The 18595-nt window shown below is 37.8% G+C and carries 17 protein-coding genes; 4 read left to right on the plus strand and 13 right to left on the minus strand.

Annotated features, from left to right (window positions below):
- Positions 1–131 precede the first annotated feature (131 nt).
- Positions 132–314, minus strand: coding sequence for an SDR family oxidoreductase (locus JHD79_RS22970; protein WP_199119488.1), 183 nt, complete (start codon positions 312–314; stop codon positions 132–134).
- Positions 315–762: 448 nt separating this feature from the next.
- Here JHD79_RS22970 and JHD79_RS11960 point away from each other — a divergent pair, with 448 nt between their 5' ends.
- Positions 763–912, plus strand: coding sequence for a hypothetical protein (locus JHD79_RS11960; RefSeq protein WP_199119469.1), 150 nt, complete (start codon positions 763–765; stop codon positions 910–912).
- 312 nt (positions 913–1224) lie between these two features.
- Positions 1225–3498: a glycosyltransferase family 4 protein gene (locus JHD79_RS11965; protein WP_199119470.1), complete on the plus strand. Its 2274-nt coding sequence runs from the start codon at positions 1225–1227 to the stop codon at positions 3496–3498.
- A gap of 190 nt (positions 3499–3688) precedes the next feature.
- Here the strand turns inward: JHD79_RS11965 and JHD79_RS11970 are convergent, their stop codons facing one another.
- Entirely contained in the window at positions 3689–5164 is a 1476-nt protein-coding gene (locus tag JHD79_RS11970) for a glycoside hydrolase family 130 protein (RefSeq protein WP_199119471.1), read from the minus strand.
- Positions 5165–5369: 205 nt separating this feature from the next.
- Between JHD79_RS11970 and JHD79_RS11975 the strand changes: the two genes are divergently transcribed.
- Positions 5370–5582 carry a hypothetical protein gene (locus tag JHD79_RS11975; protein WP_199119472.1) on the plus strand — a complete coding sequence of 71 codons (213 nt, stop codon included), beginning with the start codon at positions 5370–5372 and terminating at the stop codon, positions 5580–5582.
- A gap of 22 nt (positions 5583–5604) precedes the next feature.
- On the opposite strand, the gene JHD79_RS11980 is transcribed toward JHD79_RS11975, so the two are convergent.
- From JHD79_RS11980 to JHD79_RS12010, 7 genes are all read right to left on the minus strand, one after another.
- Entirely contained in the window at positions 5605–6897 is a 1293-nt protein-coding gene (locus JHD79_RS11980) for a sensor histidine kinase KdpD (RefSeq protein WP_199119473.1), read from the minus strand.
- A 228-nt stretch (positions 6898–7125) separates the two neighbouring features.
- Complete coding sequence (locus JHD79_RS11985) at positions 7126–7302, minus strand: DUF6496 domain-containing protein (protein WP_199119474.1); 177 nt, start codon at positions 7300–7302, stop codon at positions 7126–7128.
- Positions 7303–7464: 162 nt separating this feature from the next.
- Positions 7465–9375, minus strand: coding sequence for a tetratricopeptide repeat protein (locus JHD79_RS11990; protein ID WP_199119475.1), 1911 nt, complete (start codon positions 9373–9375; stop codon positions 7465–7467).
- A 190-nt stretch (positions 9376–9565) separates the two neighbouring features.
- Positions 9566–10147, minus strand: a complete 582-nt coding sequence (locus JHD79_RS11995) for a YdeI family protein (protein ID WP_199119476.1) — start codon at positions 10145–10147, stop codon at positions 9566–9568.
- Positions 10137–10535, minus strand: coding sequence for a DoxX family protein (locus JHD79_RS12000; RefSeq protein ID WP_199119477.1), 399 nt, complete (start codon positions 10533–10535; stop codon positions 10137–10139). The genes JHD79_RS11995 and JHD79_RS12000 overlap by 11 nt, the downstream gene beginning before the upstream one ends.
- Before the next feature lie 6 nt (positions 10536–10541).
- On the minus strand, positions 10542–11006 hold the full coding sequence (locus JHD79_RS12005) for an SRPBCC domain-containing protein (protein ID WP_199119478.1): 465 nt from the start codon (positions 11004–11006) through the stop codon (positions 10542–10544).
- 1 nt (position 11007) lies between these two features.
- Complete coding sequence (locus tag JHD79_RS12010) at positions 11008–11328, minus strand: helix-turn-helix transcriptional regulator (protein WP_199119479.1); 321 nt, start codon at positions 11326–11328, stop codon at positions 11008–11010.
- A 232-nt stretch (positions 11329–11560) separates the two neighbouring features.
- Here JHD79_RS12010 and JHD79_RS12015 point away from each other — a divergent pair, with 232 nt between their 5' ends.
- Entirely contained in the window at positions 11561–12097 is a 537-nt protein-coding gene (locus JHD79_RS12015) for an RNA polymerase sigma factor (RefSeq protein WP_199119480.1), read from the plus strand.
- Between the two features lie 175 nt (positions 12098–12272).
- Here the strand turns inward: JHD79_RS12015 and JHD79_RS12020 are convergent, their stop codons facing one another.
- The 4 genes from JHD79_RS12020 to JHD79_RS12035 all read right to left on the minus strand — a co-directional run bounded on the left by JHD79_RS12020 (position 12273) and on the right by JHD79_RS12035 (position 18454).
- Positions 12273–13061: a hypothetical protein gene (locus tag JHD79_RS12020; protein ID WP_199119481.1), complete on the minus strand. Its 789-nt coding sequence runs from the start codon at positions 13059–13061 to the stop codon at positions 12273–12275.
- Positions 13062–13219: 158 nt separating this feature from the next.
- Positions 13220–14683 carry a hypothetical protein gene (locus tag JHD79_RS12025; protein ID WP_199119482.1) on the minus strand — a complete coding sequence of 488 codons (1464 nt, stop codon included), beginning with the start codon at positions 14681–14683 and terminating at the stop codon, positions 13220–13222.
- A gap of 140 nt (positions 14684–14823) precedes the next feature.
- A complete protein-coding gene (locus tag JHD79_RS12030) occupies positions 14824–18045 on the minus strand; it encodes a TonB-dependent receptor (protein WP_233164665.1) in 3222 nt (1073 codons plus the stop codon).
- Positions 18046–18190: 145 nt separating this feature from the next.
- Complete coding sequence (locus tag JHD79_RS12035) at positions 18191–18454, minus strand: DUF4974 domain-containing protein (protein WP_199119484.1); 264 nt, start codon at positions 18452–18454, stop codon at positions 18191–18193.
- Positions 18455–18595 lie beyond the last annotated feature (141 nt).

Below are 18595 nucleotides of genomic sequence, written 5' to 3' on the forward strand. Positions count from 1 at the left end.
CAATGATAGATTTATCCTACAAAGGTGATTTATACCTAAAATACTCATATAAATACCTGTTTTGTGCAAAATGACAACGATTGTATTCTTCTCTATTCACTTGCCCACGCTTTATCACTATATAAAGAGCATTACTTGGTAATGCGCCATCCTATTATCGGTAAGGTTGCCCCAGATATGTAGCTGGCTGCTTTAGAGGCCAAAAATAAAAAGGCCGATGCGACTTCAATTGGCTGTCCAGGTTTTCCCATAGCGGCATTATCTAAAAAAAATTCAAAATCGAGTTTTGTAGACGAGATTAACGGTGTCCACAGCTAATGAGCACATCGGCGCCTCTCTGGCAAACACAATAGCTACCGCATGTCCAATTCCAGAATCTCCACCAGCTATGATTATTTTTTTATTTACGAAACGGTTGTACCCTATGCAACTATCTTCGCGGTGGTCGGCTTTTGGCCTCATCTCATCTTCTGTTCCACGAGGATTTTGTCTGGCGTAGAAAAAGGTGGTGAAGCAAACCTATTTGTTGGATTTTAATTTTCAGTTTTCATAATTCTACTATTGGTAAGTTATACGCTTACAAAACAATATTTTATGTATGTTATCCATTTTTTACGTCAATACGCTTTTATTGTTCATAAAAAATGAATTTTAGGGATTTCCCCCTTTAATTCTAGTATTAACGTCTCTTGATATTAAAAGCCATTTTTTTTATAACAAAAGCTACAATTGGTTGTTAAGCTATCAGTGAAAATTCTAATCATGAAAACTATCCAAAAAGCCGTAAAAGATAAAAGTGCACCTCTCAAAAAGGTAAAAAAAAGCACATTGGAGACCGATAGGCCTTTAGCCGAAAAGGATGAAGTAAAACAAGCAGAAGAAAGATTGCGTGCCAAACAACAGCAACCTTAATTTGAGTTACCACCTCTTCCGTCTCAAAAATAGTCATCTGTCGAAGATTTGTTCCTGCTGGATGAGTTGGTGCTTTTCTTGCCCAAGAAAAACTAATGGCGGTAGCTTGTTTTTAAAAATTGGCTACGTTATTTACAATTGTGCTTTAATATTCCAATTTTCTGGGCATACCTGTATAAATACAGAAAAATGTCATTCAATGGCGGGCAACTACGTATTGTTTTAGCCGTGCCACTTTACCCAAAACCTTTTCCGAACATCAATTGTTCAATTAATATCCCTGTTCTGGTACTTATTAAAAAATATTCGAAAATGAAAATAGCCTATATTAGCACATCCTTACCTACAGAATGTGGTATAGCCACCTTTAACGCCAATCTTTTTCTTGCCATAAACCAGCACAAAACTGTTTCCAATGACAGTTTTGTAGTGGCCTTAAGCGATTCGGAAGAACTTAAGGCCTATAATTATCCGCCAGAAGTTAAATACATCATTCGGCAGAACAATCAGAAAGACTACTTAAGGGCTGCTGACTATGTGAATACCAGTCAGGTAGATGCCTGCATTATAGAACACGAGTTTGGCATATATGGTGGGGAGAGCGGTTTATATGTGCTTTCTCTAATGGCCAGGATAAACAAGCCTATTATTACCATTTTACATACCGTACTCAAGCAGCCCAGTTACGTACAACAGACCATTATCCAGCAAATCGCCAAACGATCGGCCAAGATTGTGGTGATGAGCCAGAAAGCAATAGGATTTTTAACCTCCATCTACAACATTCCCAAGTCAAAAATCAAATATATTGAACACGGTGTTGCCGATCTTGAACCTCCTACCACCAATCCCATTAAAAATGCCTATCCTTTCAAAGATAAAAAGGTGTTGTTCACTTTTGGGCTGATTAGCCGAAATAAGGGATTAGAGACTGCCATTAGTGCCTTACCAGAAATTATCAAACAACACCCGGATTCGATTTATGTAGTGCTGGGCAATACCCACCCAGGGGTAGTAAAAAATGTTGGAGAGGAATATAGGGACAGCTTAAAACGTTTGGCCAGAAAGTTGGATGTAGAGAAACATTTGGTTTTTGTGAATAAATTTGTTGACGAGAAGGAACTGCACCATTATCTTTCGGCGGCAGATATCTATATTACCCCCTACCTAAATGAAGCCCAAATTACTAGCGGTACCTTATCTTATGCCGTTGGCGCTGGTGCAGCCGTAATTTCTACCCCCTATTGGCATGCCCAGGAATTGTTAAGCAATAACCGTGGCCTCCTGTTTGATTTTCAGGATTCGCAACAGTTGGCAACATTGGTTAATGATCTTTTTGCCCACCCCTCTAAATTGAACCAACTGAAATACAATGCTTACCGATATGGGTTATCTTTAAGATGGCCCAATATTGGAAAAAACTACATCGCGGTGCTTCAAGAGGCCATACAGGAAACGGAGCGGGCCAGTCTTCAAGGCAAACCCATTATTGACGCCGATAGCATGCCTACCTTTAACCTTAGCCATGTAAAGCGCTTGACAGATGATACAGGTATTGTTCAACATGCCAAATATGGTATTCCGAACTTAAAGGAAGGTTATTGTTTAGATGATAATGCAAGGGCATTGATTATGGCTCTTATGGCCTTTAAACAGTATAAGAGCAGGGAGGCGCTGGAATTACTGCCCGTGTACCTTAGCTATATCCAATATATGCAAAGGGAAGATGGTAATTTTAGAAACTTTTTAAGTTTTGACCGCAACTATTTGGACGAAGTTGGTTCTGAAGATTCCTTCGGAAGAACGATCTGGTCATTAGGCTATCTTATTAACCACGCTCCCAACAACTCATACAAGGAATTTGCCACAGAGCTATTTCTTAAATCGGTTCCACATTTTAGCCAGTTGCAACATCTTAGGGGCGTAACCAATACCATTATTGGTCTTTACCATTATCTGGTCATAAACCCCCACCACGTTGAAATGATGACCGAAATGCAACAATTGGTAGATCCATTAGTAAAGGCATATGAAAACAACAGTAACAAGCAATGGCAGTGGTTTGAACAGCAGCTTACCTATGACAATGCCCTACTACCTCTTGCATTGCTATGTCATTACCAGATTACAAAAGAGGAAAAATCATTTACGATTGCCAAGAAGACCTTAGATTTCTTGACGGAAAAAACTTTGGGCAAGGGCTATCTAAATCCGGTTGGGAACAATGGTTGGCTAAAGAAAAATGAGCCCATGGCACTATACGATCAGCAGGCTATAGAAACCATGGCCATGGTACTGGTATATTTTAAGGCCTATGAAATTACCAAAGAACTCAAATACATGCATCATTTATACCAAAGTTATCAATGGTTCTTAGGTGAAAACAGCCTTAACCTACCTTTATATGACCATGAAACCAAAGGTTGCGCTGATGGTCTACAAGCTCTTGGTGTAAACAGAAACCAAGGGGCTGAAAGCACATTAGCCTATCTTATTTCACATTTGGTGGTGTTCAAAGCTTTGGAGATAGAATATAAATATCTGGCCGATGACAATAAAATAAAAGAGGATATTCTAGAGAACTAAAGCTATAGGAGCTGTGCAAAAGGCTTGTATGCCTTACTTAAAGCAATATTAAACTGTTATATCCTTTCTATTTTTAGGGGATAGGGTTTAGCCTTTTGCTCAGCCTTTTTGATGGGGAAAATACCATTTAGTGCATGTTGTTGGCATTCAATTTTTGTTATCCTTTGTTTATCTTCTAAAATGGGAAAACCTAACCTGTATGTTCGCCCTTGTCGAGAATTCTTTGAAGCAGCCTTTCCAGGTTTACGGTGGCAAAAGAGGAACAGTAATCTGATAGACCATAGGGAATGATCAGTTCTCCATTGTGAATGATCGACCCACAGGAATACAGCACATTGGGTACGTATCCCTCTCTTTCATCTGGATTTGGAACCAACAAGGGTTCATGTAGCCTTCCTAATTCTATGGCAGGGTCGTTCAGGTCAAGAAGGCTAGCGCCCAAGCAATACCTGCGCATAGGCCCTACTCCATGGGTAATAATAAGCCAGCCTGCCTCGGTCTCTATTGGCGAACCACAATTGCCAATCTGTATAAATTCCCATTGGTACAAAGGCGACTGCAATTTAATAGGCTGGTCCCAAACTGTAATTCGATCTGAATACATGAGGTAGTTGTTCCATCCGTCAATTCTGGACATCATGGCATATTTTCCATTTATTTTTTTGGGGAAAAGGGCCAAATTTTTATTCTGTGCCCCTGTACCATGTAATGGGCTTACCTTGAAGTCATAGAAATCTACAGTCTGCATAAGCTTAGGAATAATGAAAGCTCCATCAAAAGCAGTATAAGTGGCATAATACATTACCGAACCATCTTCTTTGATGAAACGTACAAACCTGGCATCTTCTATTCCCTTACGTTCAAATTCTGAAATGGGAAAAATAACACGGTCAGATATATCGGTATCTTTAGAAAAGCAGATTTCATGGTAGGTATCGGAAAGCCAAAGGATCTTATCATATTCCAATTTATCGAGATTATCTTCTTCCAAGTTCTTTGAATCCAATACAATTCTTCTCAACTGGGCATAATCAAATTTTTCTCCGAGCTTATCATTCATCTCGGCAATTATCTTTAAAGCTATATTTGCATCAGATGCTTTTTTTAAAAATAGACGTTTATTATAAATGGCATTTTTTACTACGTCTGCTTCATCAATGTAATTACCGGACGGCATTACATGAATATTATTATTGCAATCTATAAGGGCTCTTCTGAATACTACAGAAGAGATATGTCCTTCTCCTACTGCCCTAAAGCTAATGATCACCCTTTTTTCTCCTTCCACCAAATTGGTCTGATCGGGGTCTTCTACTATGGAAGGGTTAAAAAATGCGGCAGATTCTATAGAGTATTCATGCGTAAAATAAGATCCGATCAGGTATTTTCTGTATTCACTTACATTTTTATAATCGTGCCCTACTTCTTCTATGAGGTGTTTTACCTGTTTACAGTTTCGAGAAAATACCTTGGTTATATTACGGTGCCGCTTAGAAAATTCCTGTAACAAAGGAGAAATTATACCAAATACCTGTTGTTCGGATAATTCCAATACTTTTCTAATAACTTCTCTTGCCCGATCATCACCAGTATAAAAAAAACGGGCTATTACCCTTTTAGGATCTGGGTATATTTTTACGGGTTGTCTATTAACAGTTATCCTCATTGTTTGGTGATTTATTATAAAATAAAATTCAGGAATAGATGATAGGCCAGGAGTACCCGAAGATCATCTTTTTTTTCTATCTATTTTAAAGATCAAACATTTTAATTTTTCTATGTCTCTTTTAACAGTAACAACCTTATAAATGGAATGGTTTTCAAAATCTATTTTATATTTGTAAAGGCCAAGCGGCCTATTTCCACATTAATTGACAACGAAGGAACCTGCTATGAACGAAGGTGTAAAAAAAGGCGATAAAATGATCTGTATCCAAGATTTCATCAGGGATCATGAAATCTTATTTGAAAAAGGCAAAACATATAGCAGCGAGATAGATTATACCATTACAGATAAACATGGCAATGCGCAATATGGTTGGAATGCCGATGTTTTCGAAAGGTATTTTCAAAAGATAGCTTAATAGGTACCCTATTTATCAAATTCTAATATGCTGGCTCTAACTGTACCGTAAAAGTTGTACCCAGACCTTCTGTACTGTGTACCGTTATGGTGCCCTTATGCTGTTCTATTATTTTTTTGGATAAATGAAGGCCAATTCCGATAGACTTCTCTCCCCCTAAGCCCATTCTGCCCACAGGAGTAAACTGTTTGAAGATTTCATTGATCATATTAGATGGTATACCAATGCCCCTATCTTTTATTTCAATTTCCAGCTTCTCCCTTTTTGTTAAAACCACTTCGATCGGTTGATCTACAGGCGAAAATTTAATGGCATTTTGGATAAGGTTATCTAAGACCCTTTCCATTTTAGACGAATTGATAAATGCATAAACCAAATGGGTACTTTTTACAAAATGAATGCTCCTACCCGTGTTATTTCGCCATTTTTCAACCATAGCTTTTATAAAACTGCCCAATTCCAGGCGCTGGGTAGTCAAGATATCGGTATTCTCTTTTAAGGCTTCCAACAAATCGCCAATAATGTTATCGGCCTGTTGTGTAGCTTCTTCAATTAATTTGGGCACATCAAATTCTGGATATTCGTCTGGTTGGACCCTGTTCAGCATCTGAATAGAGCTGAGCGGACTTCTCAGGTCATGTGCCACATAAGCCAACACTTCACTTTTTTGACGATTGAGCATAGCTATTTCCTTATTCTTTTCTTCCAACTGCTTTATCCTTATAAAGCTTTTTGACTTTAGGTAATAGCTATACCTTGAAATAAAGAACAAGATAAGCCCCAAGGTAAGGCCAGCACATATATTGAGCACTTTATCGAAGAAACTGATCTTGCTACTTACTATACTAAACCAATAGCATAGCATAAGCAGCACCGTAATAACCAGAATATGCTTAAGCTCCAACAAAAAGAACAGACCTGCAAGTACAATACCAATCAATAACATAGTAAGTGTATTCTTGGTATTGTGCATAGAGTTGACATAACTTACATATAGGCTACTCAACAATAGGAAAACCACAAAACATAGGGAAAAGAAATGTTTCAATGATTGGTATTTAGATATCAAGAGGCTACCTAAATAAAAACACAAATGACCAACCAGAATAATCATATTGCTTAAAGAGTACTCTTCGTAATTTGGAAAAGCTCTTAAATCCTTGTAATACAAAAATGCGGTTATACGGGAAACCAATGCCAAAATAAAACCACATAGGCTCATCATCTTAACCAACCTGAAATTGTCTCTAGCATTACTATGCCTAAAGTCATCTCTATACGGTATTGGTGTATGATAGGTTAAAAGTTTTAGCATGTTAAGTGGGCTTTTCCGAGCAAATTTAACTGTTTATACTTATAAACAACAATGAGATTTTTCGGATCAGTCCCTTTTCGTAAAATAGATACACAGGATCAAGAAAGTAGCCCAACTTTATAAGTCAATATCTTTATTTAGCTATTTTCGTCAAAAACTTTACATAAAGCAATATTTTATGATCAATAGAAATTAATTCACTTTATGTATTTTTTAGAAACTATTCAACTAAGATTGATCTTTTGGCACTTTCGCCCCAGCTTTCTTGGCTTCCGACAGACCAATAGCTATCGCTTGTTTTTTAGAAGTTACTTTTTTTCCCGTGCCAGTCTTTAGTTTACCTTCTTTCATTTCGTGTATGGCCCTTTCTACTTTTTCACCTGCTTTTTCTGAATATTTAGCCATAGTATTCAAAATTTTGTTCAACGTCTTAATAAACCTTAATACAGAAAATTTGTTTAAACAAAATTGCAAATTCTTTTGATAGAAGAGGATTATATTTAGGCTTAGCCTTTATGAAACACCAGGCCAGAAAAGGTACACACATTAGAATTTCTATTTGAATAATCAATTATTTTTGCAATATTTTTTATCGGCCTTACAGGCATTTTTAAACCATTTTTGTGATTTTCTTTCGTCCTTTTCCAAGTTAGGCCCACCTTTTTCATAAAGTTGTCCTAAGTAGTACATCGCTTTTGCGCCTTTCTTTTCAGCATCTTTTTCGTAATAAGCTTGTGCTTGTTTCCAGTCTTTTTCTACGCCACCCTCCCCCAGCTCATACATAACGCCTGCTGCGGTGTAGGCACCAGTATAGCCGTTTCTAACGGCTTTCAAATAAATCTCGACAGCCAGTTTGCCATCGGTTTTTCTAATCGAATTGCCATAATTATATAAGAGCTTGGTATACTTGCTGTCAAACCAATTGCTTTCTCCCTTACCAATATCGAGCTTGTTTTTCGGATCATTTTCCATGAGCTTAAGCGTGAGCGCAAGCCAAACAGCTGCGCTATCTTTTTTGTTCAACTTTTCTGAATTGTAGTACAAGTCGGCTATTTTTTCAGTTTGCCAAAAGCTTCTTTTTTCTTCAGGCATACTGTTGTAACTGATAATGTGATACTTAACTGCATTAACATAATCTTTCAAATCCTCATATTTACTGGCAATGAGATAGGCTTTGGCTACTGCATCTTGAGAATTGTTGAGTTTCGCAATCTCATCTAATGTACTTCTCTTGTAGCGCTCAATTTCGCCTGCGCCACCTTTATAGTTATTGGTTTTGTAGCCTTGAAGGTATAGGTTAGTAAACAGCTGGCTCTTATCCAATCCGAACAGGTCTGTAAACCTATACCAATAATAAGTAGTATCGCCTATTTTGGTATTGCTGGTGTTATAGTTACTGTAGCCAGTATAGTTATAAAAATGAAATTGTTTCAAAAACTCAACTAATTGAGAATTTGCCAAATGATTACCATGAACCAGATTTTTCGCGCCAAAATATAATGTATATAACATATCCCCATCACTTAGCTTGGTGTGCCTGATTTCTGTCTGAACATTATTAGAGAAATCAATGGTAGCCGCTTTACCATTCTCATCTTCTTTGTATGTTGATATTTTGGAAAATGAAAAGCCAATAGCCTCTAAATTTGCCACAATGAAATCGCAGTAGGTTTCAAAAAACTTTGGATCTTTGAGCGTGTTTATCTGTCTTTCTGCTTTTTTCTTTGATTCTATAGCTGCATTTTGAGCTTCAATTATTTTTGCTTCCTTACGTTTTTGGGCATCGGCCTGTATAGAAGAAATCAGATCTATTGTTTGTTGGCCAAGCTGATTAATGGCTTCTACTTTTCTTTGGGTGTTTACAGCGCTTTGGCTGGTATTTGCTACAGGTTGCGAGTAAGTAGGCAAGCTCACAATCGGTGTATTGTTGTAAACTGGATTTGGGTTACTTGCAGGAGCCGAACTGTTATTTTGATTGTTTGGTGCAGTTGAACCAGTTGTTGCCGATGGGCCATTTTGTGTATTAACGGTTTTCTTTGGGTTGATTTTATAATTCGGCGTTCCATTGTCGCAGTCGGCATAATTTGGATAGCCTTCCATATTGGTACTGCAGCCACCGTACCTATCTGCGAAACAAACTTTAGTAACACGAACGATAAAATTAACGGAGCTTGATTTATAGGGAACGGATGTGTAGGTCTGCACTCCGCCAGGCGACAGACTCCCCCAGCCACCACGTATGGCCGTTTCACCACCAATTGTTACTTCGCCATCAAAGCTTACAGCTTTCGAATAATTATTTTTCCACCTGATATTCCACCAATAACTGTTCGTACTTTTATTGAAGCCCAAATTCATGATACTGTACTGAATACCTTTATAACATGAAACAGAGGTCCATGGGCCCCATTGCGCCGATTGCCCAAAACAGATCGACATTTGAAAAAGGAGGGCGAATAGTAGCAATATTTTTTTCATGATGCGCAATTTTAAAGACACTTCATAAAATTAGGCACTCCAAAAACACTAAAAAATAGCTAGTGATAGCTATCTTTACATACGTAAGCTTCCTTGATAGAACTACTCATTAATTATAAAGGTATTCTCATGGCCGTCGTAGCCTATATATTTTTTTGAGGTCCATTTATGGTATGATTGTATTCCTTCTTTAATCGTCCATTCCTTTGCCATCAAGAATTTTGGGCAAATATTTTTCAACCCTCGTTTCTCTGGTTTTAGATTGTTTAGGTTGTGAAAAATGAAACAGGTAAGCTCTTTGTCTTCCCGGTGTCAAGGCGCTAAAGGCTTTCTTTAATACCTCATTTTCATCTAATCTTTTTTGGAATTCTTCAGGTACAGAATAGTCGGATGTTTTCTTCAGTACCACTTTCTCTCCAGATTCTTCAATTTCTACCGCTTCCCTTATATAGTCCTTAATAATGGAGGCCTGTTTTTTGATCTGATCAATAGTTGTAAAACGGATCTGACGCGCCGATTGGACATTTTCCGTTTGTTGTATCAAGATACTCAATGGATCTTTTAGCAAGGCTCCTTTATGAAATAACAGGGCACAATATTCTTTAAATGCATGGATCAAAACAATATTTTTACCTTGCAAAGTATAACATGGATGCATCCACTTATAATCTTCATCAAGCTCTGTAATGTCGAGAATAATTTCCCTTAATAAGGTCATTTCATCTTTCCATTTGCCTGCCTTATCTAAAAAACGATCAACTTTAGAATTCATATTTTTTTGGTTTAGCCAACATTAACTTTCTATTTTCAGGTCTAAAAGACCAAGACAGCACAATAAGCAATATAAAAATAAACGAGCCAATACTTTCTACAAAACTATCTCGCATTATAATATGCGAGATACTTGCACCTGTCATGGCAAAGAAAAACCCTGCATAGGCCCATTCTTTCAATAAAGGACTTTTAGGAAGCAGTATGGCAATTACGCCCAAAACCTTCCATGTTCCCAATATGCTTAAAAAATAGATAGGATAACCCAGATGTAAAATACCTTGTGCCGTTTCTTTAGTTCTTAAAGCCTGCATTAGTCCACCTGAAAACATGCCCAAGGCCAACAAAATTGTGGAAGTCCAATAGATGATTTTATGACTTTTGTTCATGCTCTATTATTTTAGTTTGTTCATAATTTCTTGTAAACGATGATGTGCCATATTCAATCCTTGTGCAAACGGCATTTGCAAAAGCTGATTTCTGAATGCTATAGATTTAAAAATGATCTGCATGGTCAGTTCACTGGTATGATCTGTTAGTTTTTTAAATTCAAAAAACTCCAATTGGATAGGAAATGGAGAATTTTCCATTTCAAATGTTCGTGTGATCTTTTCATTTGGTACAAACTCAAGTATAACACCATTTGCACCAAATACAACCTGCCCATTGTGTGAAGTTTGAAATTGCCAACTTCCATGTTTTTTATGCTCTAGTTTCAATACCTTGGTGCCCATCCATTGTTCCACAATTTCAGGATCCTCGTAAGCTTTAAAAAGCAATTCCAATGGCAGATCAAATGTTCTTTTAATGATAATTTCCTGCCTGTTTTCTTCTGCCTGGATTTTTGTTTTCTGTTCCATTTTATGTGCTTTTGTAGTTTTTCATTATCGCCTCCAATTTATTAAATCTGTCATCCCACATTTGGCGGAAGGGTTCTATAAAGTCGGCGATTTCTTTCATTTTTTTTGCGTTGATGTGATAATGGATTTCCCTACCACTCTGTTCGGACCTGAGCAATTCACACTCCGTTAAAATTTGCAGATGTTTTGAAACTGTTGGCCTTGCCGTATCAAAATTCAAGGCTATTGTGCCTGCGGTCATAGATTGAGAAGCAACCAATAGAAGTATGGCCCTTCTTGTAGGATCTGCTATCGCCTGAAAAACGTCACGTCTTAAGTTCATTATGTAGCTATTTGACTACAAATATAAATGTAGTTATTCGACTACGCAATTTTTTCCTGCTTTTTTTAGAAAAAATGAATACAATAGCTATTTTTTCTTTCCCATTCCCCTATTAGCCTTTATTACAGTCCATATCAAGAGTCAAAGTAATTGTTTATCAACCCATAAACATAACTTCTAATTCACACTGAGTTAATAAGATATAAGCAGATTTATATTAAATCTCTAATTTATGTTTAACGCTTTAGAAACATCAAAAACAGAGCAGTTCAATAGCATATATTATGCTACTCATCAAAAATTGTATGGTACTGTTTTTAACTTGTGCAGGGATAAAGACCTCACATTAGACATTTTGCAAAAGGTGTATCTCCTGCTTTGGGAAAAATGGGAAACCGTAGCCGAAAAAGGAAACCTTTACCCTTTACTATATACCTATGCCAAAAATACTTATATAGACAATTTGAGAAGGGAAAAGTGCAGCAGAAAAATGACCGAACACATCATTAACAGGGTCAATCAGGAAAGTTCATCTGTAGAAACGCAATATAAAAGAAAAGAATATCTGGCTGTAATCAATAATGTCCTCTCCCGTTTAACCAGCAGAAGAAGAGAAGTGATACAATTATACCTTGAGGAAGGGTTAACAAGGAAAAAACTTGCCGAACGGCTTTCCATTTCACCAAATACCATTGATAACCACCTTCGTGAATCTTTGTCTTTATTACGTAGAGAATTGCAGGGCTATGCCAAAACTGGAGTTGACTGACAATGAACAAATAAGCAATAAAAAAAATAGATTTCCATTGCTTATTTTCATATTAAATTAATATTGTATATTGCAGTTCCTTACAGCCTAGATACCTGTAGAGGAATTTGAATTTTCAAAGGCCTGCCTCTTAAGGCAAGCCTTTTTAGTTTGCAATTCTTGCAAAAATTGCTTTTTAGGCCCTTATTTTTGTACTAGGGCTTGCAGGATCACCTATAGCTAAAGAAACCACTGCATTGGGTACAAACGTTGTACTGGTAGCCGACAACGTATATCTTAATGTAGCATAGGTATTATTGGTTGAAGCAGGAACAGGATCAACATTCATGACTACCTCGCCGGTAACGGCATTGGTACCAATAATCACATAAGTTGCCCCCGTAGCTCCTACAGGCGTTAACGAAGCAAGTGGTTCCAATTCCAAATAGCCCGAAAATTTATCCCTCGTAATTCCATTTAGTTTTTTATTTATTGGAACAATCTTTCTTGCACCTGCTTGGGTATAGATCAAAACGATTTCTATATTCATCAGTTCGGGAAGGGTTGGAGAATTATTTACAAACCTGAACAGCACATTTCCCGAGGTAACTGGTCTACTATCCAGATCATCAAACAAAAGAGAAGTGCCTGTGTATAGAAATACCGGAAGTGTATTTACTCTCCCTACCACAAATTTAAGTAGCGTATCAATCAATAACTTATTGTCATGGTCCAAGATCGCTACCTTTCTTTCGCCAGACTGTATAATCATATTTTTGTTGACACTCCCTGTTGCTCCCACCATCATCGAATCCTGAAGTTTTCCATCTACATTGATCAACAGTGGCTTCGAGCCAATTGGTGCCGATCCCGATACGGCCAATCTACCAAAATCTGGATATTCTACAATTTTCCCTTCTTTTTTACACGCAAGGCAAAAGAAGCTAATGGTCATGGCAAAGTATAAAAGTCTGTTTATTTTCATTTGTATTTATCTGTTTTCAATTGTGCTGAATATTCATTTGCAATCTCTTTCCCTAGCTCACCGACCACAAATTTGAGATGGTTTCTTCTATCTTTTAAATAAATCCCGGGATTAATTAAATCCCGGGATTATTTTTAATGTACCTTTTTATATTTTAATTAGTAGGTGTTTGTTCTAGGCGTATAAGAAGCCCATCCTGTCGAGTCCCAACGGTTACCATTTTGCGTTCCATCATTTTCACCAAAGGCGCCTATAAAAGTGGTATTAGTAAACGATAATAATGAACCACCCGCATGGGTAACAGATAAGCCTGTACCATTCCAACCGCTAGCCAATGGAGAAAAAATACCATTGATCGGATCGCTAACATATCTCCAGTCAGGAGCTGTAGCATTATATGGTGCAGTCAACAAAAAGAAGTTTGAATCTGTATTATCAATATTATTCCCGGTTACAGGATAACCATTATTGGTGAAATAGTGCAAATAATTGCCCGTAAACACCAACGAACCAGCAGCAGTACCCAAATTAGCACCAGCATAGAAACCACCAACAACTGAGTTTTTGAATACAGCACTTGAGCCTACCCTGAACACTGTACCTGTACCTGCACTAGGTGCACTAGTGGTATCGCCCAAAATGCTAAAATTGCTTAAAATAGGTGTAGTAACTCTTCCCGAATAGGTTCCACCTGTAATAATTGGCGAAGTTACATTATTAGACTCTATGCCGTTTGGATTACCAGATCTTGGATACGCTATAATATTAGGATCTTTTTGGGCCACAGCGAATTGGATACTTCCCTGATAACCTTGATCAAAATCAAAGTCGTCGTCATCGTTGAAATAGGAAATCAAATAGGTAGCATTAACCGATCCGCCAAAGAATTCAAAGGCATCATCAGCACCAATCGATACCTGAATATGATCTAAAGTAGTACCAGAACCAACGCCGCCCAATGTTAGGCCATTTAACTCGTTTCCTTCTGTAATTACTTCGCCAGCAAATTCAATTCTCACATTAACAAGTCTGCCAGAGTTATCGTTATTAATATCTCCTCCATAACCAATGGCATCTTTACTTGCAAGGGCTGCAGGAATTTGTTCTGCAGGTATGCCCTCTATTTTAGGTCTTACATTATTTACTGGCGCCCTTCCCAAAATTACAATACCGCCCCAATCTCCTTCGTTACGGTTATTTGCCGAATACTGAGAAGTGAAAACAATAGGTGATTCTGCTGTACCGTCAGCGAAAATTTTCCCACCTCTTCTCACCACAAGATAAGAAGGAAAGCCATTTGGTGTATTGACTTTGTCTACACCTTTAATAAAGGTACCAGCTTCTATATTAAGCGTGGCCAAACTATCAACATATACAGGACCACTAAGGTAGTATAACGTGTCATTAGAAAGAGATCTGGTACCCGTAATGATACCACTCAAAGTTTTGGTAGCTACTGGCACAGTTCGCGTGTCACTATATAGTGCTTTAGTTGAACGGTTAAACTGGCCTTTAGTAGCAGCAGCAGTGCTAAAATCTTTCTTACAGCTTGTTAAATACAAAGAGAAAGATGCGAAGAATAATAATAAATAGATACCTGTAGATTTAATTTGAAATTTCATAAAATTAGTTTTTAAAAATTTAGGGCATTATAGCCGGGTTTATAATTTTTAGTAGTTTTTAGATTTGAACTTTACTGGTTTTTGTTTCTTAAATGATCCTCCTTTCTTTTAAATGTTCTACTACTTATGATGTGGTACAATTAAAAACGATAAATGAAATTGAGCGTGCAGTTGGTACCATTTCTTCGCCTGAAAGTCACTACATCGTACGCGGCATTATAAGATGTGCCTTTTGGATCCAACTGCTCTGCCGCAAGTTCAGCAGTTCCATCTCCCGGATATCGGGGTACCGAAGGATCGCGTTCTTTATACACCGGATGTGCTGGTCCGTACTGATTTTTATAGGTGATTAACTGTTCGTTCAAAATATCGCTTACGTTCAAACGAAGTTCGGCCCGTTGTGCCTTCAAAAACTTATAGCTAAACTGTAGATCAATTACATTGCGGGGGTTTTCATATTCGTCTTCTGAAGTATATGCCGTAGAGGTCACTACGCGTTTTCCATAACGGTTATATACGGCATTTACACCAAAATTTTTACCGATGTAACCAATGCCTCCATTAATAATGTAAGGTGATTGCCCATATAGGGGACGATCTCTCTTACTTACAATGGGGTTGCCATTCGCATCCATGGCGATACCTGCACCAAGATCTACCGAAGCATCTACCCAAGTGAAACTTCCAGATAAGTACATGCGCTTCCAAAAAGCGGAAGAGGAAAGAAAACGTAGCGATTTACGAAAATCCACTTCAAAACCCAGATCCTTTGCGCTAGCCAGATTTTTATAAATAAGAAATGGTTTTGCAGATGTAGGTTCAAAAGTAAGTTCTATAGGATTGGTAAATTTTTTATAAAAACCAGATACAGCTATAATTTCGTCTGGACTGGGATAGAATTCATACCTCAAGTCATAATTCTTGATCTGTGTGGGCTGAAGATTATTTCCACTTATTGTTCTAAACACCTCAAAATCGAAGTATGAAAAATAGGAAAGTTCTTTAAGGTCTGGACGGGCTACCGTTTTATAAAATGCCGCCCTGATATTCATTTTAGAGGTGAGGGCATAAATGGCATTTAAGGAAGGTAGCCAATCGTTCTTTTTAATGGCAATTAGGCTATCTACCACCGGATTGACCTGGTTAGGATCAGTTGATTTGCCTAAGGTATTGGTAAAAACCCGCTGGTTATTTTGCTCCAACCTAAATCCACCAATCAGTCTTAATTTTTCGATAGGCTTGATGTCTACCATTCCATAGTAGGAATTGAGTTGTTGGCTGCCATCATAACCCGTAGCCGAACCTGTATTTGCAGATTGACCTGCCCCAATATAAGAGATCAGGAAGAGCTTCTGATCTATAAAGTTTTGGTTGTTATAAACGTCTGTATAGGCATGGCCGTCAAAATTATTCGCTGCACCGGGCACATTTCTAATTCTATATGAATCTGCCCCAAAGGTTGCTTTTCGATAACTTCCCTGATAACCGAACTTAAAATTTTGGTTCAACTTTAACAGTTTAAAGGGTATTATTAAATTTGCCTGATAGGCATATCGCTTTTCTGATAGATTTGAATAGAAAACTGAACCATACTCTGGTTGATAATCGTTGAAATTATATTCATAATAATCTTCTGGTCCGACAGAACCTAATGGCAAGCCCCTCATATTCATTACCCGACTATTAGGTTGATCTCTTTCCAATGTGGCAAGTGCCAGGTTATAATCCAACTTAATTCCACTCCTGCCAAAGGCATGCTCTCCGGCAAGACTAGTTTGGAATAACTCATTAATGAGCGTCTGCGCAGAATAGTTATTGGTGCGCAAATTATTGCTCATGATATCAATTCCCTTAAATTCGTACAGTTTATCGGAAAAACGTTTGTTATAAGTATTTTTAAAGGCCAACTTGTTTTTACCAAAAGTATAGCCGAGGTTTAAACTCCCGCCCAACAAGGTGGTAAAAGTATATTCCACTCCTTTATTGTCCAATACAGTTGGCACATATTGATCATCCTGATCTGCATTCTGCTCATTACGATAAGTAATGGCTGCTATAATTCCGAGTTTTGTATGGTTAAGGGGTATACTACGCCCCACTGATAAGGCATAATTTTGAATAGGCTGCGCCGTATAACGACGCATGGCCCAATTATTGGGAAATTGGTTAAGAAACTGAAATGCCTTTTGCTTTTCTTCTGTAGAGGCAGTGCTATTATTTATCTTATTAGCCAGCACGTTATATTCGCTAAATGACATACCTTCTGGTTTTTTCTGAAAATCATTGGCATTGCCAAAATAGTTGGCCGTTCCTCTTTGCCCGCCAATAAAATCTTTTCCGGTAGCCCTACTGTTAAATCCGCTACCGATCGCAATAGTTACAAAATTTTCTTCAGGAATATCTTTGGTGTTCACCTGCACTAGCCCCCCTGTAAATTCACCAGGCAGATCTGGAGTTGCTGTTTTATTCACAATAATATGATCAACCAAGCCACTTGGTATCATATCGAAAGCAAAATCGCGGCGATTAGGCTCTGTACTGGGCAATTGGTTTCCATTAAGGAGCACATTGTTATAACGGTCACTCAAACCACGCACTACTACGTATTTATTTTGAGAAACCTGCAATCCGCTTACCCTTTTTAGCACTTGCGCAGTATTGTTATCAGGGGTTCGGCTAATCTGCTCGGCGGTAATACCATCAGACATTGCTGCACTGTTCTTTTGACGGGCGTACAGTCCTTCAATGGAAGCTTTGGTATAATTTGCAGTCACCACTACCTCTTTAAGTCCCTTGGCGTCTACTTTCATGGCAATATCCAACAACGTATTCTTATTTTCCTCTACCTCAACACCCGTAATCCTTTGCTTTTGATAAGAAATATAAGACACTTCTATGGTATATGTTCCTGATGGTAGGCTTAATGCATAATTACCATCAACACTTGTTTGCACATTCCTGCCTGTCTCTACTACCTTAATTGAAGCTGCGGGAAGGCCCTGCCCCTTCTCATCCAATACCATACCTGTAATTTTTCCAGGATTTTGTTTTTGCTGTTTTTTACTTTCCTCGATCTTGACCACGATCGAATTTCCATCCATACTATAGCTTAGTCCAATCTCATTTTCGAGCTGCCAAAGCACTTTGCCTAAAGCAACTTTTTCGAGGTTAAGGTTGTTTACCTTAATTGTTTTTGCCTGGTTGTTGTCATAGATATAATGATAGCCTGCCTGTCCATTTAATTTGACCAACACCTGATCTAGAGTTACATTTTTTAATATCAAGGTTACAGGTGTATTAATTTTATGAACGGCATTCACCAACTGGCCTATCGAGCCCTGGGCAAAAAAGAGCTGCATCATGAGTAGCAGCATAAGGAATGTTATTTTTTTTTCACTAAAAACACGTAAATGTGCAAAGAGATACATAGATTTATTTTTTTAAGTTCTAACACGGCTTGAAAATTATCTGGGAGGGCATCGGTGAGACGAAGCCTTCCTTTTTTGTTTATAGATCTATTATATAATCGCCTCCTTTCCTGTGGTATTTTAGCCCATATATAAATAGGATCTTATCCAGTATATTTTCTGGGCTTTTGCGTTCGAATACACCCGTAAGCCGCTTATCAACTAAATGACAATTGGCAGAGACCTTTATTCGTATTTGGTATTGTTTTTCAATTCGATTGAAAACGTCTGCTAATGAAACATCATTGAACACCAATTTTCCATTAATCCAAGCGTTAACCTCTTTGGTATCAATATTCTTCACGGCCAGCTTATGATCAATGTTATTGTATTTTAGTAACTGCCCAGGAACTGTCTCTTATACACATCTCCGAGCCCACGAGACCTGCGTTACCATCTCGTATTACGTCTTATGCTGTAAAAAAAGGGGGGGGGGGGGGGGGGG

It is taken from the genome of Pedobacter sp. ASV28 (assembly GCF_016428855.1).
Lineage (GTDB): Bacteria > Bacteroidota > Bacteroidia > Sphingobacteriales > Sphingobacteriaceae > Pedobacter.

Bases quoted from the DNA above. Each gene is read 5' to 3' on its own strand.
- JHD79_RS11960 (WP_199119469.1), top strand. From the start codon at position 763: ATGAAAACTATCCAAAAAGCCGTAAAAGATAAAAGTGCACCTCTCAAA.
- JHD79_RS11965 (WP_199119470.1), top strand. From the start codon at position 1,225: ATGAAAATAGCCTATATTAGCACATCCTTACCTACAGAATGTGGTATA.
- JHD79_RS11970 (WP_199119471.1), bottom strand. From the start codon at position 5,164: ATGAGGATAACTGTTAATAGACAACCCGTAAAAATATACCCAGATCCT.
- JHD79_RS11980 (WP_199119473.1), bottom strand. From the start codon at position 6,897: ATGCTAAAACTTTTAACCTATCATACACCAATACCGTATAGAGATGAC.
- JHD79_RS11985 (WP_199119474.1), bottom strand. From the start codon at position 7,302: ATGGCTAAATATTCAGAAAAAGCAGGTGAAAAAGTAGAAAGGGCCATA.
- JHD79_RS11990 (WP_199119475.1), bottom strand. From the start codon at position 9,375: ATGAAAAAAATATTGCTACTATTCGCCCTCCTTTTTCAAATGTCGATC.
- JHD79_RS11995 (WP_199119476.1), bottom strand. From the start codon at position 10,147: ATGAATTCTAAAGTTGATCGTTTTTTAGATAAGGCAGGCAAATGGAAA.
- JHD79_RS12000 (WP_199119477.1), bottom strand. From the start codon at position 10,535: ATGAACAAAAGTCATAAAATCATCTATTGGACTTCCACAATTTTGTTG.
- JHD79_RS12005 (WP_199119478.1), bottom strand. From the start codon at position 11,006: ATGGAACAGAAAACAAAAATCCAGGCAGAAGAAAACAGGCAGGAAATT.
- JHD79_RS12010 (WP_199119479.1), bottom strand. From the start codon at position 11,328: ATGAACTTAAGACGTGACGTTTTTCAGGCGATAGCAGATCCTACAAGA.
- JHD79_RS12015 (WP_199119480.1), top strand. From the start codon at position 11,561: ATGTTTAACGCTTTAGAAACATCAAAAACAGAGCAGTTCAATAGCATA.
- JHD79_RS12020 (WP_199119481.1), bottom strand. From the start codon at position 13,061: ATGAAAATAAACAGACTTTTATACTTTGCCATGACCATTAGCTTCTTT.
- JHD79_RS12025 (WP_199119482.1), bottom strand. From the start codon at position 14,683: ATGAAATTTCAAATTAAATCTACAGGTATCTATTTATTATTATTCTTC.
- JHD79_RS12030 (WP_233164665.1), bottom strand. From the start codon at position 18,045: ATGATGCAGCTCTTTTTTGCCCAGGGCTCGATAGGCCAGTTGGTGAAT.